Annotated in this window: 15 protein-coding genes and 1 pseudogene; 11 read left to right on the forward strand and 5 right to left on the reverse strand. The window is 39.8% G+C overall.

What is annotated here, in order from left to right; translation table 11 throughout:
* Nucleotides 1-81: 81 nt before the first annotated feature.
* Complete coding sequence (locus ACFS5O_RS04065) at nucleotides 82-966, forward strand: radical SAM/SPASM domain-containing protein (RefSeq protein WP_205724797.1); 885 nt, start codon at nucleotides 82-84, stop codon at nucleotides 964-966.
* Between the two features lie 130 nt (nucleotides 967-1,096).
* On the opposite strand, the gene katG is transcribed toward ACFS5O_RS04065, so the two are convergent.
* Nucleotides 1,097-3,316 (reverse strand): catalase/peroxidase HPI, encoded by a 2,220-nt coding sequence (gene katG, locus ACFS5O_RS04070; protein WP_205724798.1) that lies wholly within the window; start codon nucleotides 3,314-3,316, stop codon nucleotides 1,097-1,099.
* Between the two features lie 238 nt (nucleotides 3,317-3,554).
* Between katG and ACFS5O_RS04075 the strand changes: the two genes are divergently transcribed.
* From ACFS5O_RS04075 to ACFS5O_RS04085, 3 genes are all read left to right on the forward strand, one after another.
* On the forward strand, nucleotides 3,555-3,890 hold the full coding sequence (locus ACFS5O_RS04075) for a zinc ribbon domain-containing protein YjdM (protein ID WP_205724799.1): 336 nt from the start codon (nucleotides 3,555-3,557) through the stop codon (nucleotides 3,888-3,890).
* Nucleotides 3,891-4,158: 268 nt separating this feature from the next.
* Nucleotides 4,159-5,721: a UDP-N-acetylmuramoyl-L-alanyl-D-glutamate--2,6-diaminopimelate ligase gene (locus tag ACFS5O_RS04080; RefSeq protein ID WP_205724800.1), complete on the forward strand. Its 1,563-nt coding sequence runs from the start codon at nucleotides 4,159-4,161 to the stop codon at nucleotides 5,719-5,721.
* Nucleotides 5,722-5,889: 168 nt separating this feature from the next.
* On the forward strand, nucleotides 5,890-6,504 hold the full coding sequence (locus tag ACFS5O_RS04085; protein WP_205724801.1) for a hypothetical protein: 615 nt from the start codon (nucleotides 5,890-5,892) through the stop codon (nucleotides 6,502-6,504).
* A gap of 266 nt (nucleotides 6,505-6,770) precedes the next feature.
* On the opposite strand, the pseudogene ACFS5O_RS04090 reads toward ACFS5O_RS04085, so the two are convergent.
* Both ACFS5O_RS04090 and ACFS5O_RS04095 read right to left on the reverse strand, forming a co-directional pair.
* A pseudogene (locus ACFS5O_RS04090) lies at nucleotides 6,771-7,138 on the reverse strand (carboxymuconolactone decarboxylase family protein).
* A gap of 141 nt (nucleotides 7,139-7,279) precedes the next feature.
* Nucleotides 7,280-8,161, reverse strand: coding sequence for a LysR family transcriptional regulator (locus ACFS5O_RS04095; protein WP_205724802.1), 882 nt, complete (start codon nucleotides 8,159-8,161; stop codon nucleotides 7,280-7,282).
* Nucleotides 8,162-8,328: 167 nt separating this feature from the next.
* On the opposite strand from ACFS5O_RS04095, the gene ACFS5O_RS04100 reads away from it, so the two are divergent.
* The 7 genes from ACFS5O_RS04100 (at nucleotide 8,329) to ACFS5O_RS04130 (ending at nucleotide 14,270) form a co-directional block, all read left to right on the forward strand.
* Complete coding sequence (locus ACFS5O_RS04100; RefSeq protein WP_205724803.1) at nucleotides 8,329-9,615, forward strand: GntP family permease; 1,287 nt, start codon at nucleotides 8,329-8,331, stop codon at nucleotides 9,613-9,615.
* Between the two features lie 24 nt (nucleotides 9,616-9,639).
* Nucleotides 9,640-10,416, forward strand: a complete 777-nt coding sequence (locus ACFS5O_RS04105) for a 3-hydroxybutyrate dehydrogenase (RefSeq protein ID WP_066399431.1) — start codon at nucleotides 9,640-9,642, stop codon at nucleotides 10,414-10,416.
* Between the two features lie 160 nt (nucleotides 10,417-10,576).
* Nucleotides 10,577-12,217: an AAA family ATPase gene (locus tag ACFS5O_RS04110; protein WP_066399429.1), complete on the forward strand. Its 1,641-nt coding sequence runs from the start codon at nucleotides 10,577-10,579 to the stop codon at nucleotides 12,215-12,217.
* A gap of 26 nt (nucleotides 12,218-12,243) precedes the next feature.
* Complete coding sequence (locus ACFS5O_RS04115) at nucleotides 12,244-12,705, forward strand: hypothetical protein (RefSeq protein ID WP_066399427.1); 462 nt, start codon at nucleotides 12,244-12,246, stop codon at nucleotides 12,703-12,705.
* Nucleotides 12,702-12,908, forward strand: a complete 207-nt coding sequence (locus tag ACFS5O_RS04120) for a DUF2997 domain-containing protein (RefSeq protein WP_066399423.1) — start codon at nucleotides 12,702-12,704, stop codon at nucleotides 12,906-12,908. Before ACFS5O_RS04115 ends, ACFS5O_RS04120 begins: the two co-directional genes overlap by 4 nt.
* 4 nt (nucleotides 12,909-12,912) lie before the next feature.
* Nucleotides 12,913-13,638 (forward strand): ComEA family DNA-binding protein, encoded by a 726-nt coding sequence (locus ACFS5O_RS04125; RefSeq protein ID WP_205724804.1) that lies wholly within the window; start codon nucleotides 12,913-12,915, stop codon nucleotides 13,636-13,638.
* Nucleotides 13,638-14,270 (forward strand): 4Fe-4S single cluster domain-containing protein, encoded by a 633-nt coding sequence (locus ACFS5O_RS04130; protein ID WP_205724805.1) that lies wholly within the window; start codon nucleotides 13,638-13,640, stop codon nucleotides 14,268-14,270. The genes ACFS5O_RS04125 and ACFS5O_RS04130 overlap by 1 nt, the downstream gene beginning before the upstream one ends.
* A 21-nt stretch (nucleotides 14,271-14,291) precedes the next feature.
* Here the strand turns inward: ACFS5O_RS04130 and ACFS5O_RS04135 are convergent, their stop codons facing one another.
* Both ACFS5O_RS04135 and ACFS5O_RS04140 read right to left on the reverse strand, forming a co-directional pair.
* Nucleotides 14,292-16,238 carry an FtsX-like permease family protein gene (locus ACFS5O_RS04135; protein WP_205724806.1) on the reverse strand — a complete coding sequence of 649 codons (1,947 nt, stop codon included), beginning with the start codon at nucleotides 16,236-16,238 and terminating at the stop codon, nucleotides 14,292-14,294.
* Nucleotides 16,228-17,010, reverse strand: a complete 783-nt coding sequence (locus ACFS5O_RS04140; RefSeq protein WP_318300144.1) for an ABC transporter ATP-binding protein — start codon at nucleotides 17,008-17,010, stop codon at nucleotides 16,228-16,230. The genes ACFS5O_RS04135 and ACFS5O_RS04140 overlap by 11 nt, the downstream gene beginning before the upstream one ends.
* Nucleotides 17,011-17,012: the final 2 nt, after the last annotated feature.

Below are 17,012 nucleotides of genomic sequence, written 5' to 3' on the forward strand. Positions count from 1 at the left end.
AAAAAGCAGGTTGTTTATGTGCACTGTGGCTTAAGTGAGTATTAGTGTATGTATCATGAGTTTGCGAAATGAGGAATACCCATGAAAAGATTTAAGAAGTTTTATATAGAGATTACGAGTATCTGTAATTTGGCGTGTCATTTTTGTCCTCCAACTGAACGAGCTAAACAGTTCATCTCCATTGATGATTTTAAGAAACGTTTAGACCAGATCAAACCTTATACTGATTTCATCTATTTGCATGTAAAAGGTGAGCCGTTGCTTCATCCAAAAATCGATCAGTTATTGGACATAGCCCATGAAAGAGGATTTAAAGTTAATATCACGACGAATGGGACACTCATCAAAAAGAACTGGGACAAGCTCATCAATAAGCCTGCGCTCAGACAGATGAATTTCTCCCTTCATAGCTTTGATGGCCACGTTGGTCAGAGTATGACGGACAAAGAAGAATACGTTAGAACGATCCTTGCATTTGTACAAGAAGCAACGAGAGAGTCTTCGTTATTTGTTTCTTTAAGGCTTTGGAACCTGACGCAAGACAATGCGACAAACTTGGAAAAACAGCGTAACCGTCAGCTGCTTGAGATTATTGAAAACGAATTTAATCTCGGATTTAAAATTGAAGAAAAGCTCACGCCGGGTAAAGGTATCAAACTAGCGGATCAAATTTTCATCAATCAAGATTACGAGTTTAAATGGCCGGCACTGCATGAAGAAGAGGACGATGGAAAAGGATTCTGCTACGGTCTTCGCAATCAAGCGGGCATTTTGGCGAACGGAACGGTCATTCCTTGCTGTTTAGATGGAGAAGGTGTTATCAACTTAGGAAATATCAATGATACACACTTTTCAACGATTATTGAAGGTGACCGAGCAAAAAATATCGTGGATGGTTTTTCACGAAGAGAAGCGGTAGAGGAACTTTGCAGAAAATGTGGTTATCGAAAGCGTTTCGGTAAATAAATACATGCTAGACATTTAAGACGGGGAGTCACCCTGTCTTTTTTTATGGGCAAAAAACGCACCTAATTTCAAGAGCTCTGAAGCAGCAAATTCTGCATCAAACATTGTGATTAGGTGCGTTCATTATTTATTATTTTAATTTAACATCAAATCGATCAGCGTCCATTACTTTCACCCATGCTGCAATAAAGTCGCGTACAAATTTTTCTTGGTTGTCGTTCTGCGCATATACTTCAGCGAGTGCGCGAAGTTCTGAGTTGGACCCGAACACAAGATCAAAGCGGGAAGCTGTTCGCTTCACTTCTCCTGATTTACGGTCGCGGCCTTCGTACTCGTTAAAACCTGTTGATTTCCACTCCACGCCCATGTCGAGCAAGTTTACGAAAAAGTCATTCGTTAACGTGCCAACGCGGTCTGTGAATACACCGTGTTTCGTATTCTTATAGTTTGTCCCAAGAACACGCAGACCTCCTACGAGGACGGTCATTTCAGGTGCAGAAAGACCTAGAAGCTGTGCTTTATCTACAAGCATTTCTTCAGGACTTGTACTATATTCTTTCTTTTGGTAGTTGCGGAACCCGTCTGATACCGGCTCTAGTACATCAAACGAAACAGCGTCCGTTTGTTCAGGCGTTGCATCACCGCGTCCAGGTGTAAAAGGAACGGTAACATCAAAGCCAGCATCTTTTGCTGCTTTTTCAACAGCAGCACTTCCCCCAAGAACGATTAAGTCCGCAAGACTCACCTTCGTGTCGAGCTGGTTTTGTAGATCTTGATAGATTCCTAGCACTCTCTCCAGCTGCTCAGGTTCGTTCGCTTCCCAACCTTTTTGAGGAGCTAGGCGGATACGTGCACCATTCGCACCTCCGCGCATATCAGAAACGCGATACGTGCTTGCTGAAGCCCAGGCTGTTTTGACGAGCTCACTGACAGACAATCCTGTATTTAGAATCTTTTCTTTTAACTGAGCGATGTCAGATGTTGATAGATCATAATCTACACTCGGAACCGGGTCTTGCCAGATGAGATCTTCGTCTGGTACTTCAGGACCTAAATAACGAACTTTTGGCCCCATGTCACGGTGAAGGAGCTTGAACCACGCTCGTGCAAAAGCATCGGCAAATTCTTCTGGGTTCTCGTAATAACGACGAGAAATTTTTTCATACTCTGGATCCATACGTAATGCCATATCAGCCGTTGTCATCATCGTTTTCACACGGATTGAAGGGTCTTCTGCATCTGGAGCCATGTGTTCTTCTGTCATATCAACAGGACTCCATTGGTAAGCGCCTGCTCTACTCTTCGTTAACTCCCACTCGTAACCAAACAGAAGATCAAAGTATCCATTATCCCATTGTGTTGGGTTCGACGTCCATGCTCCATCAACACCACTCGAAATGGTATCGCGGCCTTTTCCGCTGCCGTGACGGCTCAGCCAACCAAGTCCTTGTGTTTCAATGTCTGCTGCTTCCGGATCGTCACCTACAAGAGAAGGGTCCCCTGCGCCATGGGCTTTTCCGAACGTATGACCACCAGCGATAAGCGCAACCGTTTCTTCGTCATTCATCGCCATACGGCTGAACGTATCACGAATATCACGAGCACTCGCGAGAGGATCAGGCTTTCCGTTCGGTCCTTCCGGATTCACATAGATCAGACCCATCTGAACCGCAGCAAGCGGGTCTTCAAGCTCACGGTCACCCGAATAACGGTTGTCCGCTAACCATTCTTTTTCCGTTCCCCAATAAACATCTTCTTCTGCATGCCAAATATCTTCACGACCGCCAGCAAAACCAAACGTTTTTAGCCCCATGGATTCAATGGCTACGTTACCTGTGAAAACAAGGAGATCTGCCCATGAGATCTTGTTTCCGTATTTTTGTTTGATCGGCCATAACAGACGGCGAGCTTTATCCAAATTTACGTTATCTGGCCAGCTGTTTAGAGGTGCGAAGCGTTGAGAACCTGATCCGCCACCACCACGTCCATCAGCCGTACGATATGTACCTGCCGCATGCCAAGACATACGGATAAAGAAAGGTCCATAATGACCATAATCCGCCGGCCACCAATCCTGACTGTCCGTCATCAATGCATGAAGGTCCTTCTTCAGCGCATCGTAATCCAGTTTGGAGAACTCTTCACGATAATTAAAGTCTTCTCCCATCGGGTTCGATTTTTTGTCATGCTGGCGAAGAACGTTCAGGTTGAGTTGATTCGGCCACCAATCCTTATTTGTCGTACCATGTGGCGCTCTTGAAGTCGTAATCGCACTATCCTTGTGGTGTGTAACAGGACATTGACCTGCAGATGTGTGTTCTTTTTGATCGGGCTTGTTGTTGTTTTCCATTACAATTTCCCCTTCCTTTTTTGGAACTTAAAATTGCAAAACACGAAAAGCCATGATGTTAGATGTTTGATTATTATGATAACTCAATTATAGTGGACAGGTATGTGGATTCAAAGCGTAATGCACTTTTGATGTTCACATTAAAGATTACGAGTAAAACGATACTGCTGAAGTCATCTTTAGCTAAATTTTAGTGTGGTAAAATGAACAATAACTATAAGAAATGAGGACTACATAGATGTCTAACCTACCAAACTGCCCGAAATGCAGCTCTGCTTATGTGTATGAGGATGGAGCTTTTCTCGTTTGTCCCGAGTGTGCTCATGAATGGGCTCCAGAAACAGAGAGTGAATCTGAAGAAAAGGTTGTAAAAGATTTCAACGGAAACATCCTTCAAGACGGTGACACTGTATCTGTTATTAAAGATCTTAAAGTCAAAGGAACTTCTTCTGTTATTAAGATCGGGACAAAAGTAAAAGGAATTCGTCTCGTCGAAGGTGACCATGATATTGATTGTAAGATTGACGGATTTGGCGCGATGAAATTAAAGTCCGAGTTTGTAAAAAAGATATAGCTTTTAATTATAACCACCCTTCACCGGTGGTTATTTTTTTGGAAAAATAATCCCGCTTTCTAAGACCCCAACCCTCTTAAACCCCGTCCTTCCAGTATTTAACGCTCATTTTTTCTCAAAAAAAGATGAAGAAACATAAATAAAAAAAGGTTAACAATCGAATACTTAGGGTATTTAAAGAAAGTATGTGTGCATAAAAATTTTAACTAAAAACTTTTATATTCTACTATAGTAATTATTCATAGATTGATCGCAAAAGGAGAGACAGATGAATATACATTTTGAACAAAAAAAGCAGCAATTAGGTATTCGGGAAATTTGGGGAAGCAAACAGCAAACCATTTCTTCTGTCTGCTTTGATTCCAGAAACGTAACGAATAACTCTTCCTTTGTTTGTATAACAGGTGAACAATTTGACGGTCACACCTTTATTGAGAGTGCCATCAAGAACGGTGCTATTGTGGTGGCCGGTGAAAATAAAACGATTTTAAAAGAGGCGAGCGAAATCTATAGGGATCGTACATTCTTACTTGTTGAGGATGCTCGCGTATTTATGGCTCAATTATCTATCCTATTTAATAAACGTATACATGAAAAATTGATCACAGTGGGCATTACCGGCACGAACGGAAAGACGACGGTCGCCGCTTATGTCAGATCATTAATGAACTTATGTGGTGTGAAAGCGGGTTCGATTGGAACAACAGGCATGATTTCCTCTACAGGTAACTTAAACATGAAACAGTCCACGCCAACAACGCCTGAAGCACCTGATCTTCATCACATCTTCAAACAATTTGTTGAAAATGGAGATCAACTCGCTGCGATGGAGGTTACTTCTGTTGGAATTGAACAAAAAAGAACAGCGGGCATCTGTTTTGATGTTGCGATTCATACAAACTTATCGCCAGAACATTTAGAGTTTCACCATACATTCGAAAACTACAAACAAGCGAAGTTGAAATTATTTAAACAAGCAAAAAAAGCGGTTGTGAACATTGATGACGAGGGCATGGGGAAAGAAATCGTTGAGTTATTTGAAGGTCCTTTGCTAACGTATAGCATGAATGAAGAGAGCGGTGCAGATGTGATCGCGACGGATGTTAAGCAGGTAGCAAACGGTACTTCATTCACTTTATCCGTTTACGGAAAACATTATTCTGTCATAACACCATTTTACGGAACTTATAATATAGCGAATCTCCTTTCTGCAATTTGTACAGGTTTGCATATTGGAATTTCATTAGAAAAAATGCTTCATGTTCTACCCGAAATGACGGGACCTGAAGGAAGATTTGAAATCATTCATAAACAAAAACGCAAGATCATTCTGGACTACGCACACACTCCTGTTGCGTTACAAAACCTAGTAACAGAAGTGAAAAAGCTGCCATATAGTCGACTGATTGTGTTAGTCATGGGTATTGGCATAAGAGATAAAGAGAAGATGCCAAAAATGGCGGAAACGATTGAGAACCAAGCAGACGAAATCGTCGTATCTGTCGATCATCCAGGATATAACGATCCGAGTGAGATCGTTGGTCACGTGATGAAAGGGTTCAAAAATCCAGGCGCCCCTAATATTCACTCAGAACTTACACGGCATGATGCGGTGATCAAGGCATTGTCTTTGAGTGAAGAAAATGACATCGTCCTCCTCACAAGTGGCTGCATCAATGGTGCTCAAATTGTAAAAGGCGAGAAGATTCCTCACTCTGACAAAGACATCATTGCAGACTTCTTTAGAAGTAAAAAAGTGGCGAAGAGTGGAAGAATGTTTGCTTCTTCTAAGATAAGATGGGCTCCATCTAAAAAGAGAAACATATTGTAAAAAAAGTTTAGATAAACATAAACCCCGTTATGGAAATAGCGGGGTTTTTACTCGTTGTGCTTTCAGTAAACGAATCATCAAACACTCTCTTTTTACAGTTATGGGGCATAACCCCTGAACAAGCCGGGTATTGGTTAATACTTACAAAATGTTGAGGGAGCTGACAGCGTGAATACACTTTTCTTAGTTTCTTTTTTAGTGAGTTCTATAGTGACAAGTGCGAACTCGAGCGAAATGGCCTTAAATCGTACGAGCAATGAAGTAACGCAGAATGAAGAGGAAACACAGAGCTTTTCTGAGCCGATCAATACGGAAGAACAGCAAGATGCTGTTTTACAATTTATCAATGTGGACGTGGCAGCGGTATCTACTTACGAAGTACAAGCCTTTGAATCTTTAGCTAGTGTTTCAGGTGCAAATTATACCGATGACGAGACTATGTATTTGGAGTTAGTGGAAACGACGATTCCTGCCTATGAAAAAGCAGTGTCTCAAGCGAAAACGATCGATGTTCAAGGAGAAGAATTAGTAGGAATGAAGAAGCAAATCGTAAAAGCTACCGAAACTTTTTACGAAGGCTTAATCCTTCAAAGACAAGCGTTAGAACAACAAGATGAAAACCTCATGACGCAGTCTAATTTAAAATTAGAAGAATACTTCCAATTGGTAGACGCTTATCACGCAGAAATGGAATTGTTGAGCAAAAAATACGACATCGAATATAAAGACGCTCCTAGTAATTCTGAACAATTGGAGCAAACAGATGAAGGCGATTTCTTGTAAATGCTAAACTAAAAGGTTTTAAATCAGTGCTTAGACATAGATTTTTATAAGACTTCATTGATAAGTTGATTGGAGCGCAAGGTGCGAGACTCCTGGGGGATCAGCGGGACAGGTGAGACTCTTAACAGCGCAAAGCCCTAAGAGGCTCAACGCACGCCCCCCGGAATGCGAGCATCCTGGAGCGCAAAGCAACCTCGTTCAAATCTTCTAGACATAACAAAAAAAGTAGCTACCCTGTAAAAGGATAGCTACTTTTATTAATGTGCCTATGATTCAGTTCCTTCTTCCTCTCGCATTGAAAAAACTTTCTTTGCAACGGTTAGAGCGTTTAACACACTGGAAAACCTGTATACGGAATCAAGTGTGTGATACTCTCCACGATCTCTTCTTTTGTTAAACCGGCCGTCAGCCCCGTATTGATATGAAGCTCCATTTGCGGCTCTGTTCCTTGTGTCACAAGAGGAGAAATGGTTACTAGCGCTCTTTGCTTGTTCGTCAGTCCTGCTCGTGAATAGATCTCTCCGTGCGCAAATTCAATAATGTATGTTCCTACATCTGGCGCAATATCTTGCAAATCATTTGAGATTTTTAAGTGTGTTGAAGTGTCTTTGTTATCCGTTAGCGTGTACTCCATTCATTTATCTAATCCATTTTGAAAACGATCTTTTTCCATGAGTAGTACCTCCTATTATTTGTATAGGAATTACTTTATCTCAACTCAACCTGTTCTTAAAATACATATAATAATATCTAAATTATGCATTTTAGTTATATGTTATTCACTAAATGGCGAAAGCATGTTAATGAATTCTCGAGTCGCATACGTAACGTATTTATCTTTCTTTTTTATGATACCTAGCTTATAAGGTAGTGAAGGATCAACGATCGGAATGGCTTTAACCAACGTTTGATCTACCTTTTTTGCGATGGATTCTGGAAAGATAGAAACCCCTAAGTTCTCCCCGATCATGCCGCTGATGAAGTCCCATTGTGAGCTTTCATAGGAAATTTTAGGCTGAAAACCAGCTGCTAGGCACTCATTGATCACTCTGTCATGCAGGGTAAAGCCTTCTTTAAAAATGATAAAAGATTCATTCTCTAATTCCTTCATCGATACTTTTTCTCTATTCGCTAGCGAATGTGAATGATGAACAAACAACATAAGATGCTCGGTTAAGAACGAAACAATTTCGAGTTTATCTTCAGTTAGGGGCATGACTACAACCCCGAGATCTAAAAGACCGTCATTCACTTCTCTTTGCACACGGTTTGCGCCATGTTCCACGAGCTGAATCTGTATTTCAGGGTAAGATGCTTTGAATTTCTTGATGATTTTAGGGAAAAATAAGAAGCCGATCAGCGGAGGAATTCCAATTTTGATTTTCCCTTTTTTTAAGTTCATTAAGTCGTAAAGGTTTGATGATAGATTGTCCAAAGACTCTAGAATCATCTTGCTTTGTTCAAACACAATTTCGCCGGCTTCTGTTAGTTCGATTTGTCTCGAAGAGCGATCGATCAGCTCCATCTCGAGTTCGTCTTCTAGACTTTTTACCATTTTACTAAGACTAGGTTGAGATAAATGCAAGTCGGTTGAGGCTTTCGTAAAGCTTTTATGTTTGGCTACAGCGTGAAAATAGGTCAATTGTCGAATATCCATATGGAAATCTCCATTCTATAACTTTTGTGCATACTATCTATAGTTATAATTCATTTTACTTAATAAATACACAGGAGTAAAATGTCCTTCGTGCAATGAAAACTTTTGAAAAGTAAGTGCTAATAGATGAAAGCGCACTCTTTCTATATAAAAAAGGAGGAAAGATTTTGATTAGTATCATTATAGGTCTGGCTCTACTCATGTTTTTTGCCTACCTGGGCTGGTCGATCATTTGGGTCGCTCCAATCGTAGCAGGTATAGTTGCTCTGATGAGTGGTTTAGACTTGATGGACGCGTATACCAATACGTATATGACCGGCTTTGTAAACTTCGCAAAAGCGTGGTTTCCGATCTTCTTGTTAGGAGCCGTACTCGGTAAATTGATGGAAGATACGGGCGCTGCTAAATCGGTTGCGATTCAGTTCACGAAGTTTATAGGTGAAAAACGTGCCATTCTCGGAGTTTTGGTAGCATCAGCTGTCTTAACATACGGTGGCGTAAGTTTGTTTGTTGTTGTGTTCGCCATCTATCCGATCGCGTTGGCATTGTTTAAAAAAGCAGATATCTCTAGAAGATTGATCGCACCTACGATCGTTCTTGGAGCATTCACATTTACGATGACTGCTGTACCAGGAACACCGCAGATTCAGAACTTAATACCGATGAACACGTTTAAGACGACCCCAATGGCGGGTACCATTATCGGTATTGTCGCTACGCTGATCATGGCAGTTGGCGGGTATTTCTGGCTGAAGTTCAGAGAAAACCGATTAACGGCAGCTGGCGAAAAATATACAGAACCAAATAAGTCAAAAGAGAATGAAGATGAAGATGAGGAGAACCTTCCAAACTGGATTCTTTCATTAGTCCCTTTAATCGTTGTTGTTATTTTACTTAATTTCTTAAAAATCGCTCCAATTCCTTCATTGTTAGCTGGAATTCTAGCTATTCTTCTTATCAATATCAAGCAATACAAAACGTTCATTCCTTCTATGAACGAAGGTGCTAAAGGTTCTGTTATGGCGATCATCAACACGAGTGCCGCAGTTGGTTTCGGTGCAGTTGTAACGAGTGTACCTGACTTTGACCGAATCACAGATATGCTGTTAGGAATCTCAAGCAACCCACTAGTATCTGAATCCTTAGTCGTACAGCTTTTAGCGATGATCACAGGTTCAGCTTCTGGTGGTATGGGAATCGCGTTAGAAGCTCTTGGTGGAACCTATTATGACTTATCTCAGTCAACAGGCATGAGTCCGGAGGCGTTCCATAGGATGGCAGCCATTGCATCCGGAGCATCAATCTTGCCTCATAACGGAGCATTGTTAACGCTTCTTGCGGTAACGCAGTTAACGCACAAGGAAACGTACAAAGATGTATTTGTTGTCGCTTTAATCATCCCTACCATTGCCGTAATTGTTGGAATCATTATGGCAAGCATGGGAATTATATAAAAACTTTTTAGGAGTGAGTATAGTATGGTAGAAAATAAAGTAGTCGTTATTACAGGTTCTGCAAGTGGTATCGGATTTGAAATTGGAAAAACATTCGCTCAAAACGGAAGCAAAGTAGTTTTAACAGACCTTAATGAAGAAGGCGTTAAAAAGGCTGCAGAAGAACTAAAAGGTCTTGGACTAGAAGCGATCGGTCTTAAAGCCGACGTTACAAGTGAAGAAGACATCAAGAGTATGATCGAAACAGCACACAAAGAGTATGGCCGTGTTGACGTTCTGATCAACAACGCTGGTCTTCAGCACGTTTCTCCAATCGAAGAGTTTCCAACAGCTAAATTCGAACTTATGATCAAAATCATGCTAACAGCGCCATTTATCGCAACGAAGCACGTGATGCCGATCATGAAGCAGCAAGGTTTCGGCCGTATCATCAACATCTCATCCATCAATGGTTTGATCGGATTTGCTGGTAAAGCCGCTTATAACAGTGCGAAACATGGTGTAATCGGTCTTACAAAAGTAGCAGCATTAGAATCAGCAGCAGAAGGTGTTACAGTTAACGCACTTTGCCCAGGATATGTAGATACGCCACTTGTTCGCGGTCAAATGGAAGACTTAGCGAAAACAAGAAACGTATCACTTGATAAAGTACTTGAAGAAGTAATCTATCCACTTGTTCCACAAAAACGTTTGTTAGAAGTTAGTGAAATTGCAGACTATGCGATGTTCCTATCAAGTGACAAAGCGAAGAGTGTAACAGGACAAGCAATCGTTATCGATGGCGGTTATACAGCTCAATAATTTCAGATTTAATAACCTCAGTCATGAATATTGGCTGGGGTTTTTTTGTGTTTATAAACTCTCTCTGTCTGTATAAACATGTCCCATTTAATAGGACTATAATGTAAAATATTAGTAAGCATTTATAGATAGATAACTGAATAATACTGAGGTGGCTACGATGGATAAAAATTTGAATAGAAAAAAACTAATGGCTGATCTTTTTAAAGCACGCTTTCCTTTCCTTTACTTGTCTACTTGGGAAGAGGATAGGGCACTTGAATTCATACGCTCTATTGCTTCAAATCATGAATTAATCAAAACACCAAGAAAATTAATTACTTGGAAAGTGACCAATGGCATATCAGGAGATGATTTGAGTATTACAGATACTAAATCTCCGTTAAGAGCTTTGGAATACATCGAAAAGTTCCAAGACCCTGCTATTTTTATTTTACATGATTTTCATGTTTATTTTGGTAATCAAGGCCAGCTTCCTGATTATCAAATCATTCGTAAATTGAGAGACCTATTATCCAATCTTAAACAAAGTCAAAACCCAAAGAACGTCGTTTTTTTATCCCCGATTTTAAAACTTCCTCTTGAGCTGGAAAAGGATATTACCATCTTTGACTTCAATCTGCCAACGTTTAAAGAGATTAAGAATAGTTTAGAAGAGATGATTGCAGTTAATAAGCAAAGAGGTCGTATTGAAATTAATATGTCTGATGAAGAAATTGAAAAGCTGGTTAAAGCAGCACTAGGATTAACATTATCAGAAGCGGAAAACGCTTTTGCACGTGCTATGGTGGAAGATGGGAAATTATCTGTCGATGATGTAGAAGTGATATTAGAAGAAAAAGAACAAATCATTAAAAAAACGGGTATTTTAGAGTTTGTAAATAATGAATTGAACATGGAAGACATCGGTGGATTGGAAAATTTAAAAAGGTGGCTTCGAAAAAGAAATAAGTCCTGGCTGGAATCGGCTCAACTATATGGATTGCCTTCTCCAAAAGGGGTGCTCATTACAGGGGTGCCTGGTTGTGGAAAAAGCTTAATAAGTAAATCAATTAGTGAAATGTGGCAGCTGCCATTATTGAGGCTGGATATAGGGAAAATATTTAGCGGCATTGTAGGAAGCAGTGAAGAGAACATGAGAAAAGCAATTCAAACTGCAGAAGCCATAGCCCCCTCTATACTCTGGATCGATGAGATTGAAAAAGGCTTTAGCGGGATAAACTCTACCGGAGACGGCGGGACAAGCTCCCGAATTTTTGGGCAGTTCTTAACTTGGATGCAAGAAAAAGAAAAGCCAGTTTTTGTTATTGCCACAGCAAATAATATTTCCAGTCTTCCTCCAGAAATGTTGCGCAAAGGAAGGTTTGATGAAATCTTTTTTGTAGATCTGCCAACTCACCGGGAACGGATTGATATTTTTAGAGTCCATTTAAAGAAAAGATTAAAGGCACAGGAAGTTATAGGAGAATTCGATATCTCTGATTATAACTTAGAATATTTGGCAGAACTGACGGAAGGATTTGTGGGTGCTGAAATTGAACAGGTCGTGATTAATGGATTATTTGAAGCTTATTACGAGGATCGAAGTGTGAGACTCAGTGATTTCGAAAAAGTGTGTAAGCAATTCATTCCGTTATCTGTTACTCAAGCAGAACAGATCAAAAAGGTCCGTGAATGGGCAAATGTAAGAGCAGTAACGGCAACACCTCGTGAAGATCGAAAAGAGTATTTTGAAAATGCGGATTCAGACCCTGAGTTTGACATCAAAGCGTCTCGAGGCGGACGTACAATTGATTTCTAAGATATGAATAAGAAAGGGTGATAGATATGAGTATCGAATTAGTACTAATTCCTGTTGGCATCGCTGTTGCACAATCTGTGGGCTCTATGATTGAAAAACACAAATTTAAGGAAAAAACGTATACGATAAAAACAGTAATGAAACGACATCACTTATTACAAAGAGCCATTGAGCAATATGGATGCAAGGTTAATGAACTTACTCTGCAAAACTATGAAACAGAAATAGGAGATATTAAAATTTATTTCCAACAAGACGAGCAAGGGATCTTTGAAGCTGTTTTTGATGAAAGTGTAGATGCAAATGACGCTATAGAGTTTATAGAAAATTTACATACCGAGTATAAATATTTAATTCAACAAGAAACGTATAAAGCGCTCCTGATAAAAGCGAAAGATAAAGGACTGATACTTGAATCTGAAGAAATACAGAAAGATCGTTCAATTCTATTAACCTTTAATGTCGCGAATGTAGGTGGTGAAAGATGAAGAAGATTCAGATTCGCATAGCAGAAGACGGTAAATTTTACGCAGAAACAATGGGTATTAAAGGGAATTCCTGTTTGTCATATATAAAAATGTTAGAAGAATTGCTTGATGCAGAAACGGTCGATTCAACTTTTACGGAAGAATACCACGAAACAGAAATACAAACTTTCCAAGAACAGCAACAAACAGTGAAGGGAGACTAATAAAATGGCTTCAGTTACGGACAGAGGAAAGTTTTGGGAGATGAAAAATTCAATATGGATGCTTTGGGTTTTTCTTACGTTTGGTTTTTTTAATTATATTTCATTCTTTTATGTTTCTTATAAAGTAAAACAAAGAAAATGGTTTGTAGCAGGGATTCTGTATTCAATCCCATTTATATTGATGATGATTACTGCTGATACGGTTTTAAGTGATACTTGGCTAAATGATGTTGGAACTATGAGTTATATAATTGGATATATTGTTTCTATCCTTCATGTAATTAAAATACGTCCTGAATATTTGCTAAGACTTGATGCCAAACTTTCTTCTGGGTATAAAGAAAAAGAAATAGATTATTTGAAAAAGACAATCGCTAGAGAGTATGGTGCTGCTTCGGTAATAGAGAAGCAACCTGTTTTACCATCTAAAACTGTAGATGAACAAATAAAATTTAAAGAAGAGAAAGAAATGAGGGTAGAACAAGTTATGATCAACGAAACAACTGAGGAGGAGTTAGCGAAAGTCCCAGGCATTGGAGGTTTGTTCGCTAAGAAGATCATTTCTACTCGAAGTCAGGAAAATGGGTTTCAATCTTTTAATCACTTTGTTGAGGTACTTTCTGTTAAACCACATTTGGCTGAAAAAATAAGACCATATCTCTTGTTTCCAGAGAAAGAACCTGTGGTAGTATCAGCCAAAAAAACGGAAGGAAGAGTCATCGATTTCTGATGGAACTTACTATACATCGATTTTTGCCAGTTACAACCGTTGAAGGTCCAGGTAAACGATTTTGTCTATGGGTACAAGGGTGCTCCATTCGTTGTGAAGGATGTGGCGTTCCATGGACATGGTCAAAAGAAAACGGAAAGATAGTAAGCGTTATTGATCTCTTTGAGGAAATAAAAAGAAGTAAACAGGATAACAGGATAGAAGGTATCACAATACTTGGTGGAGAACCGTTTGACCAAGCAGAACCTTTAGGAGAACTTGCTGTCATGGTTAAGGAGATTGGATTAACCGTAATGGTGTTTTCTGGATACCTTTATGAGAATCTTAAAGAACGAAAAGAAGCACAGAATCTTCTTAATGCAGCAGATTTACTGATTGACGGTCCTTTTATTAAAGACAAGTTAGACTTAACACGTCCTTGGGTGGGTTCTTCGAATCAGCGGTATCATTTTTTAACGAAAGTGTATAAACATATAGAGAACGAGTTGGAATCCATTCAAAATAAAGTTGAGATACGTATTGGTAGTGATGGTGTGGTTTCAATTAATGGTATGGCTACTCAACATACACTTACTGATCTTTTCAGTCAAAATCATTTTAAGAAAGTCAAAAACGCTCCTCCGGATTTTTAGGTGGAGCGTTTTTGAGTGTATCTACAGTGCTTCCCTAACCACTTTCTTATAATAAAGAACAGATAGCACGCCAAAGATCGAGTAGAGGATCGTATACATGACCATAACGATGATCATCGGTGTCCAGAGTTCAGCTCCGAATAGGAACCAACCGGATTGTACGGCGAAATAGCTATGAAGCAAGCCGACCACGAGTGGAATTCCAAAGTTAAAGAGCTGCTTATACTGAATACCCTTTAACAGGTCACTTTGCGTGTAACCTAGTTTTCGCAGAATCATATAGTTCGGCTTTTCACTTTCACCCTCGTCCATCTGTTTGAAGTAGAGGATACACCCTGAGGTAACGAGGAAAGTTAGTCCTAGGAAACCTACGATAAACATTATGAGTCCCATGTTTTTCTTTTGATTCGTGCTGATCTCATGACGTGATTCGTTGTATAGCTTTTTATACGTTTCGGTTGATTTAAACAGTTTATCTGCCTCTTCAAGTTGTTCTTTATTTTTTATGTCAACCCCAATATAGAGGCTGGATTCCTTTTGTACCTTAGGATCGATATCTTTTTGCATCTTTGTAAAAATGGCATCATCCACGATCGCTGTAGGAACGCCTCCAGCTGTGAAATACCAGGATACGGGATAAATATCTTCTAAGCCTACATAACGTTGAGTGAGCGTTTCTGTCTTTCCTTTGATCTTAATAGAACCAGAGCTCTTTAATGGCATAAACTTTTGAAGCAGGTCGTCATAGCCGGTAAAGACCACTTCATCCCGTGAAACATCCATGCCGGATACTGACTTTTCACTGATTAAAGGAAGTGGCATCGCTTTTGGATCGATCACGAGTTCTTCTAAGCTTCGATCAATAAGCTGTGAAGCATTCACCGTCACCTGGACCACTTCAATCGATTTTTCCGAATACGGAATATTGTTTTTCTCTAAAGCGGATTGGAACGTATCAGCTGATTCTCTATCAATGATTGAAAAGTCATGCGGAACATTTTTTTCAGCCGTTTTCTCTGCCGAATAATACGAGATATATGCAAGGCACAACAAAGCGATTGAAAGCGCTGAAACGGTGGTGATGATCATAAGCAGAAGTGCGTTCGACTTCATACGGAACATGACGGATGCGAGCGACATCACTTCGTTGATCGATAGATAGCCACCTTTTCGTTTTCTTATTAGGTTCAGCAGAAAACTGACAGAGCCTTTGTAAAAGAAATACGTACCTAAAATAACGGCAGCCAAAATAAAGATCATTGCTCCAAATAATTGAGGCATCGTTGTAAAATCGCCGCCAAACAGTTTGGAAGATACGATGTATCCTGTCGTGATCAGAACGAGACCCACGATTCCCATCACCATCTCGAAGCGAGATAGTTTTTTCACTGTGATTTCTGTTGAAGAAGTCACACGGAATAGGGATAGAATGGTCTGTCTTTTAATGAATGTATAGTTCATGATCATGATCAACAGATAGATGACTGTGAAAACGATAACCGTTTGTACAAGGGCTTGTGGTGAAAACCGTAGTGATGCGACTGAATTAACACCCGCCGTCTTAAACAATACGAGAATCATTAATTTTGAGAACGAGAATCCAGCAAAGATTCCGATCAATAAGGAACCGAAGTAGAGGAATAAATTTTCGATTGAAAGAATTCGAAAGATCTTTCCCTTCGTCATTCCGATCAACTGGAACAGCCCTATTTCTTTGCTGCGTCTCTTGATAAAGATGTTGTTCGCGTAAAGTAAAAAGAACGATACGATTACGACAAGTAGGATAGAAGCGGCTCGAATCGCGGCTTCACCTTTTACAGAACCTTCCACAGAATCCATAGAAGGATCATATTGCAGCGTTACAAATGCAAAATAAAGCGCAGAACTGAACACTAAAGCAAAAACATACAGGTAATAGTTTCTTAAGTTTTTCTTTAAGTTGCGAAAGATGAGCTGATTAATGTTCATGATGAACACCACCTAAAACACCTTGCGTTTTCATAATATCCTTAAAGAAACTTTGTCGATCTTGCTCTCCTTTCATAAGCTGCGTGTAGATCTGTCCGTCTTTTATAAACACAACGCGGCTGCAATAGCTTGCTGCTACAGGATCATGCGTTACCATAAGAATGGTTGCTTGTCTGTTCTCGTTAAGACCGCTTAATTTGTTTAAAAGGTCAGACGCAGACTTAGAATCGAGAGCTCCGGTTGGTTCATCGGCAAAGATGATACTCGGCTCATGAATGAATGCACGAGCAGCAGATGTTCGTTGCTTTTGACCACCTGAGATCTCGTTCGGATATTTATCTTTTATCTCAGAAATACCGAGCTCATTCGCCACTTCTTCAAATTTCTTTTCAGCTTCCTTTTTCGGTGTTTTCGTTATCGAAAGCGGCAGAAGAATGTTTTCTTTAACCGTTAACGTATCTAATAGGTTGTAATCTTGAAAGATAAAACCAAGGTTGTTCTTTCTGAATTCTGCCAGCTGTTTTTCCTTCATAGCTGTCATCTCAAATGAGTTAATTTGAATCGTTCCATCGCTCACTTGATCGATGGAAGAAAGAACGTTTAATAACGTCGTTTTACCGGATCCAGATGCACCCATGATACTGATGAACTCACCTTTTTCAACGGAAAGATCGATGCCTTTAAGGACATGCTGTTTATTATTTCTATTTCCATAGCTCTTATGAAGCTTAACTGCTTTCAATATACTCATGATTGATGACCCCTCTCTGATAC

The sequence above is a fragment of the Fictibacillus nanhaiensis genome, from assembly GCF_042686385.1.
GTDB classification, from domain to species: Bacteria; Bacillota; Bacilli; order Bacillales; family Fictibacillaceae; genus Fictibacillus; species Fictibacillus nanhaiensis.